Below are 19,456 nucleotides of genomic sequence, written 5' to 3'. Positions count from 1 at the left end.
CCGGCCGCGGCCGGGAGGCCGACCTTGGCCGCTTTGCGGGCCGTGCGGTAGTCGCGCAGCCGCCAGTCCATGGAGCGGGCGTGCTTGCGGAGCTTGGAGTCCGGGTTGATCGCGTAGGGGTGGCCGACCAGGGACAGCATCGGGATGTCGTTGTGGCTGTCGCTGTAGGCGGCGCAGCGGGAGAGGTCCAGGCCCTCGGCGGCGGCCAGGGCGCGGACGGCCTCCGCCTTCGCGGGGCCGTGCAGCGGTTCGCCGACCAGCTTGCCGGTGTAGACGCCGTCGACCGACTCGGCGACCGTGCCGAGCGCCCCGGTCAGGCCGAGGCGGCGGGCGATCACCTGGGCGATCTCCACGGGGGCGGCCGTCACCAGCCACACCTTCTGGCCGGCGTCGAGGTGGGCCTGGGCGAGGGCGCGGGTGCCCGGCCAGATGCGCTCGGCCATGTACTCGTCGTAGATCTCCTCGCCGATGATGGTCAGTTCGGCGACGCGGTGGCCCTTGACGATGGAGAGCGCGGAATTCTGGGCGTCCTGCATGTGCTCGGGGTCCTCGGAGCCCGCGAGTCGGAACCACGCCTGCTGCCAGGCGAATCGGGCGAGGTCGCGGGTCTCGAAGAACTTCCGCTTGTACAGGCCCCGGCCGAAGTGGAACAGCGACGCGCCCTGCATGACCGTGTTGTCGAGGTCGAAGAAGGCCGCGGCCTTCTCGTCGCCGAGGACCGGGAACTCCGGTTCGGCGGCAGGGGTGTCGGGCGCGGGAGCGAGGTCCTCCAGTTCCCGGGAGGACTTGCGCGCGGCCTCGGCTGAGGCCTCGCCTGCCAACACACTCCGTGCCGTGGCGGAGTGCCTACGAGGAGTGAGCCATCCTAGAGCGGCCATGTCGTGAGCATAGCCAGTCTGTTCGGTGGTTCCGGAGTCGAGAGGTTTGCAAGGTGTGAACTCTCCACGACCTTGTCGTTAAAGAGGTGGTCCGTACGGCGTGTCCCGGTGCGGGACGGGTGACGAGGGGGCACGTCCTGCGCTGCGACAATGGCGAGCATGAGTGCCATGTTTCGGCGACGGTCGCGTGAGCCGGGGGAGCGACTCGTCACACTGATCGGCAAGCCGGGGTGTCATCTGTGCGATGACGCACAGTCGGTGATCGAGAAGGTGTGCGGGGAGCTCGGGGTGCCCTGGGAGAAGAAGGACATCACCCAGGACGAGGAGCTGCACCGCGCGTACTGGGAGCAGATCCCGGTCGTGCTGGTGGACGGGGCGCAACACACGTTCTGGCGGGTGGACGAGGCGCGTCTGCGCAAAGCCCTTACACAGATGTGACTGACCGGCCAGTCCAAGTGGTCCAGAAAGTCGCTTAGGATCGACGGGCTGATTGGTCTCGGGGGCGGGATTCGTGAGGAGAGTGTGCGGTTTTGCCCCCGTGGAGCAAGGCGCCGAGCTGGGCGTCGCGCGAGGAACGAAGGCACGTCCGTGTCGGTTCCACGCGTGCGCGTCGAGCGTGCGTGACCCCGGTCACGTTGGCCGGGCAAATCGGACACCATCTTTGTGCACGCGTTCACAAAGACATAGCCTGCTGTCGACGGGGCGGTCTGGGGACGCATGACCGCCCGCAGCCCCGCTCTACCCGCAGGAGCACCGTGGCAACTGGCCGAACTCACCGACCGGCGACCCGCAGCCGAGGGATTCCCGAGGCCACCGTCGCCAGGCTTCCGCTGTACCTCCGTGCCCTGACCGCGCTGTCGGAGCGCTCGGTACCCACCGTTTCATCCGAGGAGCTGGCGGCCGCGGCGGGGGTCAACTCCGCGAAGCTCCGCAAGGACTTCTCCTACCTCGGTTCGTACGGGACGCGGGGCGTCGGCTACGACGTCGAGTACCTCGTCTACCAGATCTCCCGTGAGCTGGGCCTCACTCAGGACTGGCCGGTCGTGATCGTCGGTATCGGTAACCTCGGCGCCGCCCTGGCCAACTACGGCGGGTTCGCCTCCCGTGGGTTCCGGGTCGCCGCGCTGATAGACGCCGACCCGGCGATGGCGGGGAAGCCGGTCGCGGGCATCCCGGTGCAGCACACGGACGACCTGGAAAAGATCATCGACGACAACGGGGTCTCCATCGGCGTGATCGCCACCCCTGCCGGAGCCGCCCAGCAGGTGTGCGACCGGCTCGTCGCCGCCGGGGTCACGTCCATCCTGAACTTCGCGCCCACCGTTCTCTCCGTGCCGGACGGTGTCGACGTGCGCAAGGTGGATCTCTCGATCGAGCTGCAGATCCTCGCCTTCCACGAGCAGCGCAAGGCCGGGGAGGAGGCCGCGGGCGAGTCCGCGGCCGTACCGCTGGCTCCCAAGGAGTCCGGGAAAGGGCCCGACGGGGATGTCCCCGCCGTGATGCCGGCATGAGTCTCCTGGTCGTCGGGCTGAGTCACCGCAGCGCTCCGGTGAGTGTGCTGGAGCGGGCCGCGCTGTCCCTGGACGCGCAGATCAAGTTGCTTCAGGACACGGTGGCCGCCGAGCCGGCCACGGAGGCCGCCGTCCTCGCCACCTGCAACCGCATCGAGCTGTACGCGGACGTCGACAAGTTCCACGCCGGTGTCGCCGAGCTGTCCACGCTGCTGGCCCAGCACAGCGGGGTGGGGCTCGACGAGCTGACGCCCTACCTGTACGTGCACTACGAGGACCGGGCCGTCCACCATCTGTTCTCGGTGGCCTGCGGGCTGGACTCCATGGTCGTCGGTGAGGGGCAGATCCTCGGGCAGATCAAGGACTCGCTGGCCCGGGCGCAGGAGCTGCACACCGCCGGGCGGCTGCTGAACGACCTGTTCCAGCAGGCCCTCAGGGTCGGCAAGCGGGCACACTCCGAGACCGGGATCGACCGGGCCGGACAGTCGCTGGTGACCTTCGGCCTGGAGCAGTTCACCGCCGGTGGCGCCGTCGAGGCGTGGGCCCGGGGCAAGCGGGCCGTCGTGATCGGCGCCGGGTCGATGTCGTCGCTGGCCGCCGCCACGCTGGCGCGGGCCGGGGTCGCCGAGATCGTGGTCGCCAACCGGACGTACGACCGGGCCGAGCGGCTCGCGCAGATCCTCGGCGAGCAGGGTGAAAAGGGCGAAACGGACGTGGTGGCCCGCGCGGTACCGATGGAATCGGTGCCTTCCGAGCTGACACGTGCCGATGTCGTCGTCTCCTGCACCGGTGCGACGGGCCTGGTCCTGACCGCCGACGCCGTCGCCGCCGCCGTCGAGGGCCGGGTGCCCGAGGGCACGGCCGCCACCGGGCACGACCACCGCGCGGACACGCGGGGCGACATACGGCCTGTGCTGCCGCCGACGTCCGTCGGCACCGACGAGGACTGCCCGCTCGACCTCCCCGCCGTCCAGGGCGGCGGCTTCTCCGTGCACGGCGAGGCCGCGGTCGCCGGGATGGACGCGGCGACGCTGGAGCAGCACGCCGCCTGGGTCGACAACGCGACCGTCGACCGGCGCACCGCCGCCCGCCGCACGCCCGCCGCCGACGCCGAGCTGATCGCCGCGCTCGCAGCGACCTTCGCCGTCACCGGCCGGATCACCGAACTGCGCCGGCCCGAGCCGGTCGTCGAGGCGCCCCGGCCCGAGCCCGTGCTCGCGCTGCTGGACCTGGCCATGCCGCGGGACATCGACGCGGCCGCGCACCGGCTGCCCGGTGTCCGCCTGGTCGACATCGAGTCCCTCGCCGAGGCCTCCGCCGACGCGCCGATGGCCGCCGACGTGGACATGGTGCGGAGGATCGTTTCGGACGAGGTGGCCGCCTTCGGCGCCGCCCAGCGGGCCGCGCACATCACCCCCACCGTGGTGGCGCTGCGCGCCATGGCCGCCGATGTCGTCGCGAGCGAGATAGCCCGCCTGGAGGGCCGACTGCCCGGCCTCGACGACAAGCACCGCGGCGAGATCACCCAGACCGTGCGGCGCGTCGTCGACAAGCTGCTGCACGCGCCGACCGTACGGGTCAAGCAGCTCGCGGCCGAACCCGGCGGCGCCGGGTACGCGGACGCGCTGCGGACCCTGTTCGACCTGGACCAGGAGACGGTCGCCGCCGTGTCCCGGGCCGATGACAGCCAAGAGAACGCCGAGAACCGAGGGCGACCATGAGTGAGCAGGCACGTGAGGCGCCCCAGCGTCGAGCCGATGGGCCGCTGCGGCTCGGGACCAGGCGGAGCAAGCTCGCCATGGCCCAGTCGGGGCTGGTGGCGGACGCGGTCCGGCAGGTGACCGGGCGGCCCGTCGAACTCGTGGAGATCACGACGTACGGCGACGTCTCGCGCGAGCATCTGGCGCAGATCGGCGGCACGGGCGTCTTCGTCACCGCGCTGCGGGAGGCGCTGCTGCGCGGCGACGTCGACTTCGCCGTGCACTCGCTCAAGGACCTGCCGACCGCGCAGCCCGCCGAGCTGGTGCTGGCCGCCGTGCCGGTGCGCGAGGACGCGCGGGACGTGCTGGTCGCCCGCGACGGCCTGACCTTCGCCCAGCTGCCGGACGGCGCCCGCGTCGGCACCGGCTCGCCGCGGCGGATGGCCCAGCTGAACGCGTACGCGCGCAGCCACGGCCTGACGATCGAGACGGTGCCGATCCGCGGGAACGTAGACACCCGGATCGGATACGTGCGGAAGGGTGAGCTGGACGCCGTCGTGCTGGCCGCCGCCGGACTGAACCGGATCGGCCGGATCGACGAGGCGACCGACTTCCTCTCGGTCGACACCGTTCTGCCCGCCCCCGGCCAGGGGGCACTGGCGATCGAATGCGTCGCGGACAACGCGCCGCTGGTCGCCGCGCTCGGCGAACTCGACGACCCGTCCACACGGGCCGCCGTGACCGCCGAGCGGTCCCTGCTCGCCGCCCTGGAGGCCGGTTGCAGCGCCCCGGTGGGTGCGTTCGCCGACCTTCTGGCCGACGGGCAGACTGTCAAGGAGATGCGCCTGCGCGGCGTCGTCGGCACGACCGACGGCTCGACGCTGGTGCAGCTGTCCACCACCGGTCCCGTGCCCGAGACGCACGACCAGGCAATGGCGCTCGGCCGTGAACTCGCGGCCGAGATGCTCGCCAAGGGCGCGGCCGGTCTGATGGGGGAGCGAGCACATTGAGCCCCACCACCCTTTCCGCCGGTCCGGACCACGGTCACGTCACCTTCCTCGGTGCCGGACCCGGGGATCCGGGACTGCTGACCCTGCGCGCCGTGGAGGCGCTGGCGAACGCGGACGTCCTCGTCGCCGAGCACGACGTGCTCGACGTGGTGCGCGCGCATGCCCGTCCGGGCGTCGCCGTACTGGACACCGACACGGGCCCGCCGTCGCCCGTGGCCGCGGCGCCCTCGGCCTCTTCCGCGGCTACTTCAGCGGATACGTTTTCGGGCACAGGCACGCCTCAGCTGACGGTTGTTGACGGCGCGTCGACAACCGTTGGTGCACCCGCTGTGCGGGATGCGGCACATCTTGTCATGGAGGCCGCGAGGGGCGGCAAGCGGGTCGTCCGTGCGGTGTCCGGGGACCCTGGCCTGGACACCTACGCCACCGGGGAGATGCTGGCGTGCGCCGCCGCGGGTGTGCCGTTCGAGGTGGTGCCCGGTGTGGCGGCCGCCGTGGGCGTGCCCGCCTACGCGGGTGTGCCGCTGCGGGACGCGCAGGGCGCGGACGTGCGCTTCGTGGACGCGCGCACGGCGTCCGAGCGGTGCTGGACCGAGGTCGGCGCGTCCGACGGGACCGTCGTGGTCTCGGCGACGTTGGAGACCGTGGCCGCCGCCGCCGGTGAGCTGGTCGCGGCCGGCCGCAAGCCCGATACGCCGCTGACCGTCACCGTCGCCGGTACGACGACCCGGCAGCGGACCTGGACCGCCACGCTCGGCACGATCGCGCAGGTGCTGAAGCAGGCCAAGGTGCTGCCCTCGCCGGAGGGCGGCCGGCCGGTGATAGCCGTGGTCGGTGAGCGTTCCGCCGCGGCCCAGCGCGACCAGTTGTCGTGGTTCGAGAGCAAGCCGCTGTTCGGCTGGCGGGTCCTCGTGCCGCGCACGAAGGAGCAGGCCGCCTCGCTCTCCGACCAGCTGCGGTCCTACGGGGCCGTGCCGCACGAGGTCCCGACGATCGCCGTCGAACCGCCGCGCACCCCGCAGCAGATGGAGCGCGCGGTCAAGGGCCTGGTGACCGGACGGTACGAGTGGATCGCCTTCACCTCGGTGAACGCGGTCAAGGCCGTACGGGAGAAGTTCGAGGAGTACGGGCTCGACGCCCGGGCCTTCGCGGGGATCAAGGTCGCCGCGGTGGGCGAGCAGACCGCCAGGGCGCTGGTCGCGTTCGGGGTGAAGCCGGACCTGGTGCCGAGCGGTGAGCAGTCCGCGGCCGGGCTGCTGGAGGACTGGCCGCCGTACGACCCCGTCTTCGACCCGATCGACCGGGTGTTCCTGCCTCGGGCCGACATCGCCACGGAGACGCTGGTCGCCGGGTTGATCGAGCTCGGGTGGGAGGTCGACGACGTCACCGCCTACCGGACCGTGCGGGCCTCGCCGCCGCCGGCGGAGACCCGTGAGGCGATCAAGGGCGGTGGCTTCGACGCGGTGCTGTTCACGTCGTCGTCCACCGTGCGGAACCTGGTCGGCATCGCCGGCAAGCCGCACAACGTCACCGTGATCGCCTGTATCGGGCCCGCGACGGCGAAGACCGCCGAGGAGCACGGGCTGCGGGTGGACGTGATGGCTCCCGAGCCGTCCGTGCACAAGCTGGCCGAGGCGCTCGCCGACTTCGGGCTGCGGCGGCGCGCGGCCGCGCTGGAGGCGGGGGACCCGGTGACGCGGCCGAGCGAGCGGCGGCCGGGGGCTCGGCGGAGGCGCAACACGACCTGAGGTGAGGCGTGGAGAGGGGCGGTGGCCGCTTGCGGCTGCCGCCCTTTGTGCGGGTGGGCGCCTGTTTCCGTCGCGGGCTCCAGATTTCTCGGGCAATTCCCTTGCGCTGCACAAGCGTTCATGTAAGCCAGTAAGGCTTTGCTCATGGCATGAACGCGGAAACGTGGGGAACAGATGACGATCGGAACGGCGGGCAACCCGGCTGGTGGCGACGACGAGCAGGTCAGGCGGCTGGCTGCGGGCTCGTCCAACTTCGGCCACCTGATCGGACACGAGCCTTTACTGGTGACGCTCGGCTGCGCGGCGGAGGAGTGACCAAGTCCCGACGCCGAAGCTCGCGCCCGGCACCTGCTGATCGCAAGGGCACTTCGGATAGAGCACAGCCGAAACTCGATGCGCCACCGCCACCCGTGACCAACGCTCCAGCCCTCGCCACCGCCATTCAACCGACCCTCGACATGGAGATCCCCTCGTGACCACGACCGAGGCTCGTCGACAAGCTCTGGAGTTACTGCCACGTCCTGCGGGACGACGGTGTCTCCACCATCGACTACGTCGAGCAGTTGACCCTTCTCGTGTTCCTCAAGATGGCGCACGAGGCGCAGACCCGCCCTCCCATGTTCCGCGAGCAGATCATGCCCGAGGGGTCGGTCTGGGAGAACCGCGGCTGGCCCGAACTGCTAAAGAACGATGGTGCCGCGCTCGAAGTCGCCTACGCGGAGTTGCTGGAAGACCTCGGTGCCCAACGCTCCGGCACCACCTTCCACCTCATCTTCAACGGGGCCAGGAACCGCATCCACGACCCCGCCAAGCTCAAGCGCCTCGTCAAGGACCTGATCGACAAGGAGAACTGGTCCGGTCAGAAGACCGACATCAAGGGCGACGCCTACGAGGAGCTGCTGTCCCGAGGCGCCGAGGACATCAAGTCGGGTGCCGGTCAGTACTTCACGCCGCGTCCGCTGATCCAGGCCATCATCGACTGCGTTCGGCCCACGCCCGACGACACGATCACCGACCCCGCCTGCGGAACCGCCGGCTTCCTGCTTGCCGCCGCCGAGTACATCCTCCAGGAATACGGCAACCAGCTCACCCCCGAGCAGCGCAAACACCTCAGCAGCGGCGGGATCTGGGGTACCGAGCTGGTCCGCAACACCGCCCGGCTCGCCGCGATGAACCTCTTCCTTCACGGCATCGGTCAGCCCACCGGACCCGCCCTCGTCCGCACCAAGGACGCCCTCGCCGCCCCACCCGACAAGCGCGCGAGTCTGGTCCTCGCCAACCCGCCCTTCGGCAAGAAGTCGTCCATCACCGTCTATGGCGACGACGGTACCGCCGCCCGGGAGGCCATCGCCTACGAGCGGCGCGACTTCTGGGTCACCACGACCAACAAGCAGCTCAACGTCGTCCAGCACATCGCCTCGCTGCTGGAGATTCATGGGCGGGCCGCCGTCGTCGTTCCCGACAACGTGCTCTTCGAGGGCGGAGCCGGTGAGACCATCCGGCGGCGGCTGCTGAACGAGTACGACGTGCACACGCTGCTGCGCCTGCCTACCGGGATCTTCTACGCGGGCGGCGTCAAGGCCAACGTGCTCTTCTTCGAGCGCAAGCCCGCCCGCCCCAACCAACCCTGGACCAAGAAGCTCTGGGTCTACGACTTCCGTACGGCCCAGCACTTCACTCTCAAGCAGAATCCGCTCACCCGGGCGCACCTTGAGGACTTCGTCCAGTGCTACCGCCCCGACGAGGACCGCTCCAAGCGCGTCGAGACAGAACGCTTCAAGGCGTACACGTACGAGGAACTCGTCGCCCGCGACAAGGCCAACCTCGACATCACCTGGCTCCGCGCCCCCAGCCTCGACGACGCCGACAACCTGCCCGCGCCCGAGGTGCTGGCAGCCGAGATCGTCGAAGACCTTCAGGCCGCGCTGGAGGAGTTCGCTGCGATTGCGGAGACGCTGCAGCAGGCGCGGGGTGGGGACAAGGGCGAGAGCACGGAGCCAGCTCTGGTCACGGACTGACAGTGTGTGCGGCCCCGTATCCGTGAAAGTCGGGTGCGGGGCCGCGCGTCTCGTCCGTCAGTTCCCGGAGGCGTAAGGCAGGAACGTCGCCCAAGCGGTGGGGGTGAGGGTGAGGCGGGCGCCGCGAGGGGTCTTGGAGTCGCGGATGAGGATGTGGTCAGGTATGACTGCCACTTCGACGCAGGATGGGCCGTCGTCCGAGCTGTAACTGCTTTTGATCCACTCCAATTCGTTGCCGGATCCGCCGAAGGGCTTGAGGGTCATGACTCTCCTAGGGGGTGTTTCGAAAGTCCCGCACAGCACCCACGGCGCCCGGCACGCACTCTCGCCGCACCGGCCGAAAGCCCAAGTACGTCCAGTACGAGGGCTTTCGTCCGGCACGCCGAGAGCACGCACCGGACACCGCGGGCACCGCACAGGACTTTCGAAACACCCCCTAGCACTCTTTCGATGAAGGCCAGCGACTCCCGTGGCGTGAGAGCCTGCGCCCGGATGGTTCCGTAGCGCATGTCGAGGACCGTGGTCTCCTTGGGGTCAGTGATCACGCGGTTGGTGAGTTGTACTTCGTTCAGGCCGACAGCTGTCCCGTCCTTGAGCTTGAGCAGGCGGAAGGGGCCACCGAGCCCTGAGTTTTCTTCCCGGTTCAGGGGCAGAACCTGCAGGTCGACGTTTCGATCCTGGCTTGTCTCCAACAGCCGTTCGAGTTGCCCGCGCATCACCATCTTGCCCCCGATCGAGCGGCGTAGCGTCGACTCGCACAACACAAAGCTGAAAAGTGGCTGGCAGAAAAGAATTTCCTGCCGGGCCATCCGCGCAGCCACCCGTTGCTCCAGTTCCTCTTCCGTGAACGGAGGGCGCCGCGAGGTGAACACCGCTTCGGCGTACTGCCTGGTCTGAAGCAGCCCATCGACAACCGAGTTGTGGTAGGAGCAGATCTCGACCGCCCCGGACTCCAGGCGCTTCACGTCCCGCACCTTCTTCGGATACCGGACCTCCGCCAAGTCCCCCTTCATTGCCGCGATCTTGCCGCCCGCGCCCAGCACCTCGTCCGCCTGGTCCAGGTACTCGGGTCGGGGAATCCGCCGTCCCCGCTCGACCGAGGAGACCAGTTCCTCCCCGTACCCGATCGCCGCCCCGAACTCCGCCTGGGTGAGCCCGGCCGTCTCACGCCACAGCTTGAGCTGCCGCGCGACCGTCTTCATCACCGCCCCGGCCTCGTCGTCCTCCAGTCCTACGTCCCAGTCACTCACGCAGTCCACCGCCTCCCGCCGCGCCGCCAGGTGCCCAACTCTGGTTGCCTGTGCTGCGTCACCCCGGTGCGGCCCGGACAGCGGTCGGCCCGCACCCGGACAGCCACTCTCCGCACGGGCACCATCCCTTCACAGGCTATGCACGCGCAACCACTCTGTGTGACATGACAGAGCACTTCACCCGAACCAGCAGTTCCGTTGCCGTGCCCGCCGGGTCCGAGGCCTTTGCCGATCCGGCCCGCCGGTTCTCGGTACCGCTGTCCGCCACCCGTCGCGGGGCGCGCCTGGCCAGACTTCTGGCCACGGAGCAACTGCGTTCGTGGGGGCTGCCGTTGGACCCGGCACGGCTTGTCGTCGCCGAACTCGCCGCCAATGCCGCCTCGCATGGCCGGGTCCCAGGCCGGAGCTTCCGCCTCACCCTCGCCATGTCCGTCGCGCCGCTCGCCACACTCCGTATCGAAGTGACCGACACCCGGGGTGACTGCCTGCCCGTCCGTACGCCGGCCACCGGTGGAGCCCCGGCCGAAAACGGCTACGGGCTTTTGCTGGTCGAGGAGTTGGCGGATCGGTGGGGTGTGGTGGACGGACCGGCGCCGTCCAAGACGGTTTGGGCCGAGCTGAGTCCCAAAGGCTGAAGCAGTTCACCCACCGCTGGGCCGCCGCCAGGTTGGGCGCGGTCCCGGCGGGGGCGAAGGTGAAACCGTCCCACTCCTCCAGAGCGCGCGGGCTGCTCAGGGCGGAGGTACCCACCGCCGCAGTGCAGCGGCCGGTGAGGGCGGTACTGATCGAAAGGTGGGCGGCGCCGCCTGTCGTACGCGGCGAGGGTGCGGCGGCGTCAATATATGGGACGGCGCGTGGAGGCTGGTTCGGTGGGCCGGGTCGGCGGTGTTTGCCCATGCGCTCGATCGTCTCAGTCTCAGGCCGCGATCGTGGTCGGCCCGGCGGAGGCGAGCTCCCGCGCTCTGCTGCACACATCGATCTTCTTGGCCATGACCGGAGAAAGGTCGACACCCCGAGCCGTGATGTCTTGCCGAGCGAGGTGGGCGAGGGCGCGGCCGTGTCGTCTCCCTCGCCGTACTTCGGGGAGACGAGTTCTCCGTCCGGTCCGCGACGCGTATGGTCGCGCCCTCGGCCACGTAGCCGGGCGGCCCCTCGGAGGCCCTGCCCAACCGGGTCTGTCAGGTCGGGAACTCACCCAGCCAGTCGCGCTGGAGAAGGTGCTTGGGCAGATAGCCGGACTCGATCCCGATAGGGAATCCGCCGTCGTACGCGAGGCATGCGACGGCAAGAGGACCGAGGGCGACAGCGCCGTCGATGTCCGCCTCCCGACTCTCGTCGTGAGTCCAGTACAGCCTGTGCAGTTTCAGCGCTTCCTCCAGGGCAGGACCGAAGCCCGCCTCGTTTCTGCGCACGAAGTTGTAGAAGAGATTGATCGGCGGATAGAGGACGCCCTGGAGCAGGTCACGTGGCGCGATCCGTGCAACCGAGGCGTCCGAGGACTGGAGGGTGACCGTCAACTTCTCCACCAGCCCGGGACGCCGCAGCCAGTAGGTCTGCAGAGTGTCGACCCAGTGGTAGATGTATTCGTCATACTGCCCCTCCGGCGCACGCAACCGCTCCACCGGAATCTCACAGAGTTGCGTCATGCGCTGCTGGTCACGGCAGATGACAGCCAGCCAGAAGGCGGTGAGCCAGTTCCCGGCATCGGCGGCGGACAGCCTGCCGGTCGCGGGAAGGCGACGCATCTTGTGGTTGATACGGCACTCGACGTGCCCCTCTCTCGCCTCCGACACCGCGAACAGTGCCGAACCCAACTGCATCGCGTTGACCGCGGCTTCCCATGTCTCCACGGCCGATGCTTCGGGGTCGTCGACGCAGCGTGCCTGCAGTGCCGTGACGGCACTGGGGAAGGCGAAGTCGATCATCTCTGTCGACTCTTCGAGTTCGTCGATGTCGCGGGCGACAGCTTCGCCGAGGCGCTCCACAAAGCGCTCGGTATCGGGGATCACCACACCATGCCTGGCAATGGTCACGGTCACGGAAGGGTCCCCCTGCTGATGTCGAACCGTCGGTACTGGTAGCCAGTGTACGTGCCCGAGTTCCTCTCCCCCTTGACGACCACATATTCCAGCTTGCCCTCTTTGAGCGCCGCCTTGAGATCCTCCACGAGGTCGATCTCTCCTCGCTTTCTCATTTCCCGGAGAATGTCAAAGAAATACTCTCTGCTTCCCTGGGAAACCTTTTTGCCGTTCGGCAGGGACCGACCGCCGAGCTCCGTTCCCGTACTGCTCTTCGCCTCGACGACGACAATCCGGCCGTCATCGTGCTTCCATACTTGGTCGAACTGATCGTTCCCATTCTTCGGGCCGAGCAGGGTCTGTTTTTCGAAGTCCGGGTAGCGCTCGGCGATATAGTGGTGCTCCGCCGCGTTCTCGCCGAACGCCTCGGTCGCCTTTCCCATGGCCGTGTGGGACTCCTTGTACGCCCCTCGCGCCTCTCCCCACTCCGCAGCAGAGTCAGCCGTGCCATGAATTTCATGGGTCTTTCCGGTCTCCGCCTTCCATTCCTTGACGACGTTGTCCCATTGGACAGCGAAATGGCGTTCCTGTGCCGCTCTGTCGAGAACCTCAATCCTTGCTTGGCTTGTGACAGTGTCTGCGCCCACGCTTATGTAGTCGTCGTCGAGGAAATGCGGTTCAGGTGCTGCAGGAGTTTCCTTGGCCTGAATCCATGGTGCGTCATCCGAGAGTCGAGCGAGCTGGGGTGGCGTGAACCCGCTCTCGTCCTGGAGCTTTAGATTCTTCCGCCAACCATTTTCCTTGTAATATCGCTCCATGTATCCCGGCTCATGGTTGGCGCGGTAGACCTGAATCTCCTCGATCTGCTCCAACGACAGCGACCCCCTGGGCCCATAGGGATTGTCTCCCTCGCGCATGAAGGCAGGTCGCGTTGTCTGCCCTGTCGGACCAGGGCCAGGACCAGGACCGTCGCCGTCGGACCGCGGACCGTCGTTCGATCCGTCGCTTGCCGCGTCGTCACCGGTGCGCCCGACATCGTTCGGACCACCGCCACCCCGGCCCTCTGGTGCATTGTCGTCACGACGGCCGCCGGTTTCCTCCGGCCCGTCGCCGCCTCGGCCGCCCGTGGTCACCGTGTCGCTTCCGCGACCACCGACCGCCGCGGCGTCCCCGCCCCGCGCACCAGCCCCCACCGCGGTCGGCTCCCGCTCGCCGACGCCACTCGCGGGCTCCTCCTGTCGTGCGGCGGTCTGCCCGGCCCGCTGCTCCGCCGTGGCCTCGTGGCGGATGGCGTCCAGGGACTCCCGTATCGTCCCGTCCGCGTTGTGCATGACCAGGGTCTTGGTGTCGAGGTAGACGACCTCGCCCTCGGCGGTGGTCATGCGGACGGAGTTCTCCGGAGTGAGGCCGGCCGGGAGGTCGTCGGCGATGTTCGGGGCATCGGCTATTCGATACGTGCCTTCGCCGAGCCTGATGTGCGTGCCGTTCGTGATGCCCCGCAGCCCGGCCATGACGTCACCGATCTTCACGGCGGTCCCGCCGATGCCCTTCGCGATGTACGTCATCGGGTCGACGATCCGCCCCGCCCTGCCCGCGAAGGAGAGGGCCTTCGCGATCGCCCCGGCCTTGCCGGTCGCCGCGACCGCGCCGCCTGTTCCGCCGGTGAAGATCGTGGTCAAGACGTTGAACGTGACCGCCCCGGCCGCCCGGGAAGGGTTCTTGCCCCACTCGTCGTACGCGATGAGCGCCTTCCCGGTCTCCACGACCGCCGTACGGGAGTCGCGCAGCCAGGAGGGGAGTTTGTCGGCCGGGGTCAGCCAGTACGCGGCACCGAGCGGCGTTCCCGTGATCAGGACGCCGGTCGCGAGCTTGCCGAGGCCGACCCAGGCCTGTCCCGCGGCGTCCCACCCGTTGAAGCCGACCAGTGTGCCGAGGCCCTTGATCGTGCCCCACACGCCGTCCACGACGAAGCCGACCGTGAAGTCCCAGGCGTGCTCGTGGAAGTAGTACCAGGGGTTGGACTCCTCGACGACGTCGCCCCACGGCAGACCCCCGGCATTGTTGAGGTCCTCGGCCCGGTAGCCGTACATGTTCTCTTTGTTCGACCCGTCGCCGACGACGAGCGGCTCTCCGCCGACCAGCGCGACGATCTTGTTGTGGCATGCCCGCTCTGCGGCCTGGAAGGCGGACCAGGCGGCGTTCACCGCGTTGCGGCGGGCCGTGTTCTCGTCGATGAGGTCGCCGTCCGCGACCCAGTCGTCGTCGTCCGCTACGCGCCGTTCGAACGCCGCGGCCTCCTCGCGGAGCGTGTTGAGCCGGTCGACCAGGGGCCGGACCTCGGCCGCGTAGTCGAGCAGTGCCTGGGAGACCGTGCCCAGCTCGGTGTGCAGGTCGTTGCCGGCCGATGCGACCGGCGCCGTCGTCGCGAAGAGCTGGTCGGCCTCGGGGGCCTTGTAGAAAGGTTCCAGCAGGTTGAAGTTGGCGTCGATCAGCAGACCCGCCGCGCCGATCGCCATGCCGTCGAACGCGATGTCCCCGGCGTCCGCCTCAAGTTGCTCCAGATTTCCCGTGAACTCCGGTATCTCGGCCGAGACAACGGGCCTGTCCTCGCTCACGTCTACCCCCGTGGACGCCTTCGCGGATTCGTTCGCCGATCCCTGTTCTCAACTCAACGCCCCGCACGTACGTCTGGCGCTCCGATGTACGGACGCACGGGGACGCCCAGTCGATCATTTGTACCAAAATTGCGATCGTGATCCTACGTACTTCTGGCCAAAGCTCATCTCTCGGGGCTGCCCCGGCCCTCTCCACGCCACCTCGTCGGCCCGCCGAAGCGCCTCGTACCGGAGCCCGGAAACGCGGGTCCCGGTCGTCCGTATGTCGGGGTGGCGGGCGATAAGAGAGAAAGAACTCCTGGGAGATAAACCTTCCAAACCGATCCAAACCCCGTGTTCGTCACTCTGCGGAGTGAACTGTTCCAACTTCTCTGGCGGGAGGGAGGTTTGGGCGTGCAGGCTCGGCCGAGACAACCGCAGACATGCGTCGGCCCCCGCCGGGACTTCCACCTCCCAGTGCGAGGGCCTGACCATCCGAGGAAGATCTAGAGGCTCTTCCCTATGGCTGAGACGAAGCCTAGCGGCGCCGTGTGCCCGCAGCCGCCTGTTCGGCAAAGCGCCACCCGTTCCGGGGTCACCCACATCAGGGAGTACCAGCCCGACCGGTTCACGATCATCGGCAACCACCTCGCGCAGCACCGTGAGTTGTCCCTGACCGCCATCGGGCTCGGGACCCACATCCTCTCGCTGCCCCAGGGTGCCTCCGCCGACATCCGCACCCTCGCCGAGCGGTTCCCCGAGGGGCGGGACCGGATCGCCTTCGCCCTGCGTGAGTTGGAGGCGCACGGGTACATCGAGCGGGTGCGGGAGCGAGTCGACGGGGGGCGCGTCGTCACGCGGACGTACGCTTACAACGCTCCGGCGCTCACGCGTGCCCGCCGGACGGTGACGGACGGGGCGGGCTTCACCGCCGCGCCGCCGCCGCGGCCTGTGCCTGTCGGCCAGGGCGTTTCCGCGAGTCCGCCGGGCTCTGCGGATTCCGTGCCGCCCGCCGTTCCATCCGCTCCGGTCCCGGCGCGGGCGTGGAAGACGCCGCCCGCGCCGAAGACGGCGTATTCGCCGCCTCGGAGCCGACCGCCCCGGAGCCCACCGCCTCGGAGTCCGCCGAACCCCAGTCGTCCGGCAGCGAACACCACGACAAGGCCGTCGCCCTGCTCGTGGGGCTGCGCCGGACCGACGACCGGTTCACGCTTTCCCGGCGGGACATACGCCGCCTCACTCCGGCCGTCATCGCCTGGTTCGACAACGGTGCCAGTGTGACGGCGGTGCACCACGCCATGACGGCGAACGTTCCCGCCCTCGTCGAGCATCCGGCCGGGTTCCTCGCCTACCGGTTGAGGGAACTGCTGCCACCAACGCTGCCGCCCATGCCCGTGGTTCCCGAGAGAAGAGGGGACCCAGAGGCCGAGGCGTCCCCCTCGTACCCCATGGTCGACTGCGCGGGTGGCTGCAATCGTGCCTTCCGCCAACCGGAGGGCACGTGGTGTCGGGACTGCCGCGCCGAGCGCGACCGTCGTACCGCCGAAGCGGAAGCCGTCTGCGGCCGTGCGGCCTGAGCGCCCGGCAGGCAGCGCCTCGCGGGGCGTATGAGCCTTCGAACCGATCTGAACGCCCCACCACTTCGAGGGAGCTGACATGGCCTACCCCATGCCCCACCACACGACTCACTCCGCCTACGTGGAGGTGTACAGCACCCTGCGTCAAGCGGCTGCCGCACTGGAGGAACTGAAGCGGACGGGCGCCGGGGAAGGCTTCGCGGAACCCTATGCCGGGGCCGCCATGCACGCCGTGCGGTTCGCCGTGGCGGTTCTGCACCCCGTTCTGCCCTGCCAGCCGGGGCCACCCGCCGACCATGAGCCCCAGCGGCAGCTGGATCTGGCGGCGCACTGGCGGGACGCCGCGTTCGAGATCGGGGAGTTCGCGCCGGGGCCCGCTCTGCGGGTCGTCAGGGGCGAGGAAGGCACCGGTACGCACGGGGGTGGCGTCCAGGGGGCGTAAGGCGGTCGCGGTGTGCGTCAGTTCACCCTCGCGGAACGGGCGTTCGCGCTGGCAGAGTGGACGTGTATCGCGCGGGCCAACGGGGGAGGCACGGGAGCATGACAGCGATGATCTCCGTGAAGGTCGAGGGGCCGGTCGGGCTGGACGAGCCGCAGGAACTGCTCGAAGAGCTGGGCCGGGAGACGGGCCTTGACTGGCGGCTGGAGACGGTCGGGCAGAAGGGCACGCTGGGCGGTGATCTCGCCTTCACCCTGTTGGAGGCGTTGCTGGAGGGCGCGGTGGGAGCCGCGATGGGGGTCGCCGCGCAGCGGGCGGTCGACACCTGGCGGGGGCGGCGGCTCGACCCGCCGACGGTCACCATCGTCTTCCAGATGCCGCAGACGCCGGGCGCCCCGGGAGAACCGGACACTCCGGGGACTCCGCCCGCCGCGGGGGCCTCGACGGCCACACCGACGCCGCCTCCGGCGCAGGACCCCGAGCCGCCGCAGGTTCCCGAACCGCCGCGGCGCCCCGGTGACGACTCCGGCGGTCCCGCGGGGCCCGCCACCCCCGAAGGGAGCTGACGGGCATGGCGTCGCGGGCGCTGGTGATCGGTGTCGGGGCGTATGACGACGACTCCGGCATAGACGGGTATCCGACGATCGAGGCGAGCGCTCGCGCGTACGGGGCGGCGCTGGCCCGGGACCCGCAGTGGGGCGCGGAGGCCGGCGCCGCCGTGCTGGAGCCGGAGCGAACCCGGACCGCGGACGGTGTGATGCGTGCCCTCCACGACGCGGCCGCCGCCGGGGAGGGACCCCAGGACACCCTGCTCGTGGTGTACGTCGGACACGGCGCCTACTGGCAGGACGTACCCGGCGGGCAGGTCCACTTCGCGGTCGGCTCGTCCCGGATCAACGAGCCCTGGACCTGGCTGTCCGCCTGGTACGTGTACCGGGCGATCAGGAAGAGCAAGGCCGGCCTCAAGGTGCTGATCGCCGACTGCTGCTACTCCAACATGCTGCCCCACCTGGGACCCGAGTCCGCGCTGCCGGGCGCCCTCGGCACCCGCTACCAGGGCACCTGTGTGCTCACGGCGGTCGGCGGCACCGTCCACAACGCCTGGGCCGACGCCTGCGCGAACCTGCCGAGCCCGCTGGACACCTGCACCCCGTTCAGCGGGCATCTGCTGAACGTCCTCGGCGAGGGCATGCCCGACCACCCCGACGACCTCACGCTCGGCGCGCTTCGCGCCGGGATCGACGAGAGCATGCAGGAGTGCGGGGTCCACCACGCGCCCCGGATGCTGCTCAACGACGCCTCCGAGGCGGCCACCCTCTTCACCAACCACGCGAAGGGCCGCCGGCCCCGGGCGCGCGTGCTGGACACCGTGGACGGCTGGGTCCGCGAGCTGCTCCTCAACGGGGAGCGCAACCTGCCCGACCTGATGCGCCGCCCCGACCTCGCGGGCCGGGTCGTCGTACGGCTCAAGGCGGGCGACGAGCAGAGCCGCGAGCTGGCCCACCGCGTGGACCGACGGGCCGCCGAACTCCTGCCCGACCCGGTCGACTTCGTCAGGTACTGGGGCGAGATCGAACCCGCGATGCTGGGCGGCGGATGAGCGGGACCCACGGCCAGGCGGCCGGCCGCCGGACCGAGCACCTGTTCCAGCTGGACCTCGCCGAGTCGCTCAACGAGGCGTACGCCTGGGTGACGCGGATCCAGGTCGCCCAGTTCGTGGGCATCCTGAGCCGGATGCGGGAGGAGCACCGCGAGGCCATGGCCATGCGGGCCCTGCACGCCTTCGCGCTGCGCCGCCCCGTCCACGAACTGGTCCGGCTCGCCGACCACTTCGACGGGCGGGACGCGGTGATGCTGATGGCGACGGCGGCCCTGTCCCGGCCGGTCGGCGAGGCGGCCGAGCTGGCGCTGATGCAGTACGAGGCCGAGTCGGGCGGCGAGCGCGCCCCGATCACCGCGAGCATCGTGCACGACGTGGCCTGCCAGCGCACCGCGTTCGACGTGGCGGTGTTCGTGCGGGTCCTGGAGCAGCGGGAACCGACGCTCGCCAAGCGGACCGTGCAGGTGTTCGCGAGCCCCGGTTCCGGCCGGACCAACCTCGACAAGGCGCTGCTGCACACCGCGCTGCGCGACGAGGGCTGCCACCGCGAGGCCGACCGGCTGCTCGGGCTGACCCTGCGGGCGATCGCCGACAGCCCGCCGGGAGCCGCGGGGCCGGGTGGGGCGGGCGAGGAGGGTGAGGAGATGGCCGACCTCGCGGGCGCCTTCCAGCACCTCAGCCCCGCCGGGCGGGTCCTGGAACACTGGGTCGAGGAACGGCTGAACGCCTCGGACGCCACGGAGGTGGAGCGCACGAGGGAACTGGTGGCGCGGCTCATCGCCCGGCGCGGCGCCGGACACGACGCCCTCGCCGAGCACATCGGCCGCACCGCGCAGCCCCGGCACGTGGTGAAGCTCTGCGCGCTGCTCGCCAGGGGCGACACGGCGTCCCCCGCCAAGTGCGCCCTGGTGCGGCGGTATGCGGCCGCGCACAAGAACGTGCAGGAGCTGGCCGTGCTGGTGACGTTCTGGCACAAGGAGCCGGCCCTGACGCGCACGACCCGTGAGCTGCTGACGGACATCGTGGCGGGTGCCGGGGCGGGCCCCCACGGCTCCGGAATGGGCCCCCACGGCCCCGGGATGGGCGCCGAGGGGTCCGGGGCGGGTGCCGAGG

At 69.8% G+C, this 19,456-nt stretch carries 17 protein-coding genes and 2 pseudogenes; 14 read left to right on the top strand and 5 right to left on the bottom strand.

Translation table 11 applies throughout. The features are described from left to right. The coding region (locus tag AOK23_RS13210; protein ID WP_079049457.1) for an HAD family hydrolase at positions 1-878 on the bottom strand (878 nt) is incomplete at its 3' end. Positions 879-1,028: 150 nt separating this feature from the next. On the opposite strand from AOK23_RS13210, the gene AOK23_RS13205 reads away from it, so the two are divergent. The 8 genes and pseudogenes from AOK23_RS13205 to AOK23_RS13180 all read left to right on the top strand — a co-directional run bounded on the left by AOK23_RS13205 (position 1,029) and on the right by AOK23_RS13180 (position 8,865). Next, positions 1,029-1,316: a glutaredoxin family protein gene (locus tag AOK23_RS13205; RefSeq protein ID WP_206336192.1), complete on the top strand. Its 288-nt coding sequence runs from the start codon at positions 1,029-1,031 to the stop codon at positions 1,314-1,316. A gap of 317 nt (positions 1,317-1,633) precedes the next feature. After that, positions 1,634-2,389 carry a redox-sensing transcriptional repressor Rex gene (locus AOK23_RS13200; protein WP_055519708.1) on the top strand — a complete coding sequence of 252 codons (756 nt, stop codon included), beginning with the start codon at positions 1,634-1,636 and terminating at the stop codon, positions 2,387-2,389. Next, a complete protein-coding gene (locus AOK23_RS13195) occupies positions 2,386-4,110 on the top strand; it encodes a glutamyl-tRNA reductase (protein ID WP_055712907.1) in 1,725 nt (574 codons plus the stop codon). Before AOK23_RS13200 ends, AOK23_RS13195 begins: the two co-directional genes overlap by 4 nt. Further along, complete coding sequence (gene hemC / locus AOK23_RS13190) at positions 4,107-5,099, top strand: hydroxymethylbilane synthase (RefSeq protein ID WP_055712906.1); 993 nt, start codon at positions 4,107-4,109, stop codon at positions 5,097-5,099. Before AOK23_RS13195 ends, hemC begins: the two co-directional genes overlap by 4 nt. Further along, positions 5,096-6,847 carry a bifunctional uroporphyrinogen-III C-methyltransferase/uroporphyrinogen-III synthase gene (locus AOK23_RS13185; RefSeq protein ID WP_079049455.1) on the top strand — a complete coding sequence of 584 codons (1,752 nt, stop codon included), beginning with the start codon at positions 5,096-5,098 and terminating at the stop codon, positions 6,845-6,847. Before hemC ends, AOK23_RS13185 begins: the two co-directional genes overlap by 4 nt. Positions 6,848-7,021: 174 nt before the next feature. After that, complete coding sequence (locus AOK23_RS47825; RefSeq protein WP_157878020.1) at positions 7,022-7,162, top strand: hypothetical protein; 141 nt, start codon at positions 7,022-7,024, stop codon at positions 7,160-7,162. A gap of 188 nt (positions 7,163-7,350) precedes the next feature. Next, positions 7,351-7,524 (top strand): annotated as a pseudogene (locus AOK23_RS52215) (SAM-dependent DNA methyltransferase); the annotation flags it as partial. Positions 7,525-7,569: 45 nt separating this feature from the next. Beyond that, positions 7,570-8,865, top strand: a complete 1,296-nt coding sequence (locus AOK23_RS13180) for an HsdM family class I SAM-dependent methyltransferase (RefSeq protein WP_476718300.1) — start codon at positions 7,570-7,572, stop codon at positions 8,863-8,865. 57 nt (positions 8,866-8,922) lie between these two features. Here the strand turns inward: AOK23_RS13180 and AOK23_RS13175 are convergent, their stop codons facing one another. Next, complete coding sequence (locus AOK23_RS13175; RefSeq protein WP_055712904.1) at positions 8,923-9,129, bottom strand: DUF397 domain-containing protein; 207 nt, start codon at positions 9,127-9,129, stop codon at positions 8,923-8,925. Between the two features lie 170 nt (positions 9,130-9,299). Then, positions 9,300-10,115, bottom strand: a pseudogene (locus tag AOK23_RS13170) (helix-turn-helix domain-containing protein); the annotation flags it as partial. A gap of 164 nt (positions 10,116-10,279) precedes the next feature. Between AOK23_RS13170 and AOK23_RS13165 the strand changes: the two are divergent. After that, on the top strand, positions 10,280-10,750 hold the full coding sequence (locus AOK23_RS13165) for an ATP-binding protein (RefSeq protein WP_107102777.1): 471 nt from the start codon (positions 10,280-10,282) through the stop codon (positions 10,748-10,750). Between the two features lie 543 nt (positions 10,751-11,293). On the opposite strand, the gene AOK23_RS13160 is transcribed toward AOK23_RS13165, so the two are convergent. Continuing rightward, positions 11,294-12,154 carry an immunity 49 family protein gene (locus tag AOK23_RS13160; protein ID WP_055712902.1) on the bottom strand — a complete coding sequence of 287 codons (861 nt, stop codon included), beginning with the start codon at positions 12,152-12,154 and terminating at the stop codon, positions 11,294-11,296. Further along, the gene (locus AOK23_RS13155) at positions 12,151-14,748 is read right to left on the bottom strand and encodes a hypothetical protein (RefSeq protein WP_055712901.1); all 2,598 of its coding nucleotides are present in this window, start codon (positions 14,746-14,748) and stop codon (positions 12,151-12,153) included. The genes AOK23_RS13160 and AOK23_RS13155 overlap by 4 nt, the downstream gene beginning before the upstream one ends. A 1,022-nt stretch (positions 14,749-15,770) precedes the next feature. Here AOK23_RS13155 and AOK23_RS49710 point away from each other — a divergent pair. From AOK23_RS49710 to AOK23_RS13130, 5 genes are all read left to right on the top strand, one after another. Next, positions 15,771-16,304 carry a hypothetical protein gene (locus AOK23_RS49710; RefSeq protein WP_055712900.1) on the top strand — a complete coding sequence of 178 codons (534 nt, stop codon included), beginning with the start codon at positions 15,771-15,773 and terminating at the stop codon, positions 16,302-16,304. Positions 16,305-16,383: 79 nt separating this feature from the next. Beyond that, positions 16,384-16,746 carry a hypothetical protein gene (locus tag AOK23_RS13145; RefSeq protein ID WP_055712899.1) on the top strand — a complete coding sequence of 121 codons (363 nt, stop codon included), beginning with the start codon at positions 16,384-16,386 and terminating at the stop codon, positions 16,744-16,746. A 98-nt stretch (positions 16,747-16,844) separates the two neighbouring features. Then, entirely contained in the window at positions 16,845-17,309 is a 465-nt protein-coding gene (locus tag AOK23_RS13140; protein WP_157878019.1) for a hypothetical protein, read from the top strand. 5 nt (positions 17,310-17,314) lie between these two features. Continuing rightward, positions 17,315-18,343 (top strand): hypothetical protein, encoded by a 1,029-nt coding sequence (locus AOK23_RS13135; RefSeq protein WP_055712897.1) that lies wholly within the window; start codon positions 17,315-17,317, stop codon positions 18,341-18,343. Continuing rightward, positions 18,340-19,456, top strand: a 1,117-nt coding sequence (locus tag AOK23_RS13130; protein ID WP_055712896.1) for a hypothetical protein, incomplete at its 3' end; no start/stop codon positions are given. The genes AOK23_RS13135 and AOK23_RS13130, both read left to right, overlap by 4 nt.

This window comes from Streptomyces torulosus (assembly GCF_001419765.1).
In the GTDB taxonomy this organism is placed as follows: domain Bacteria; phylum Actinomycetota; class Actinomycetes; order Streptomycetales; family Streptomycetaceae; genus Streptomyces; species Streptomyces torulosus.
This window is presented reverse-complemented; position numbering and strand designations above follow the sequence as displayed.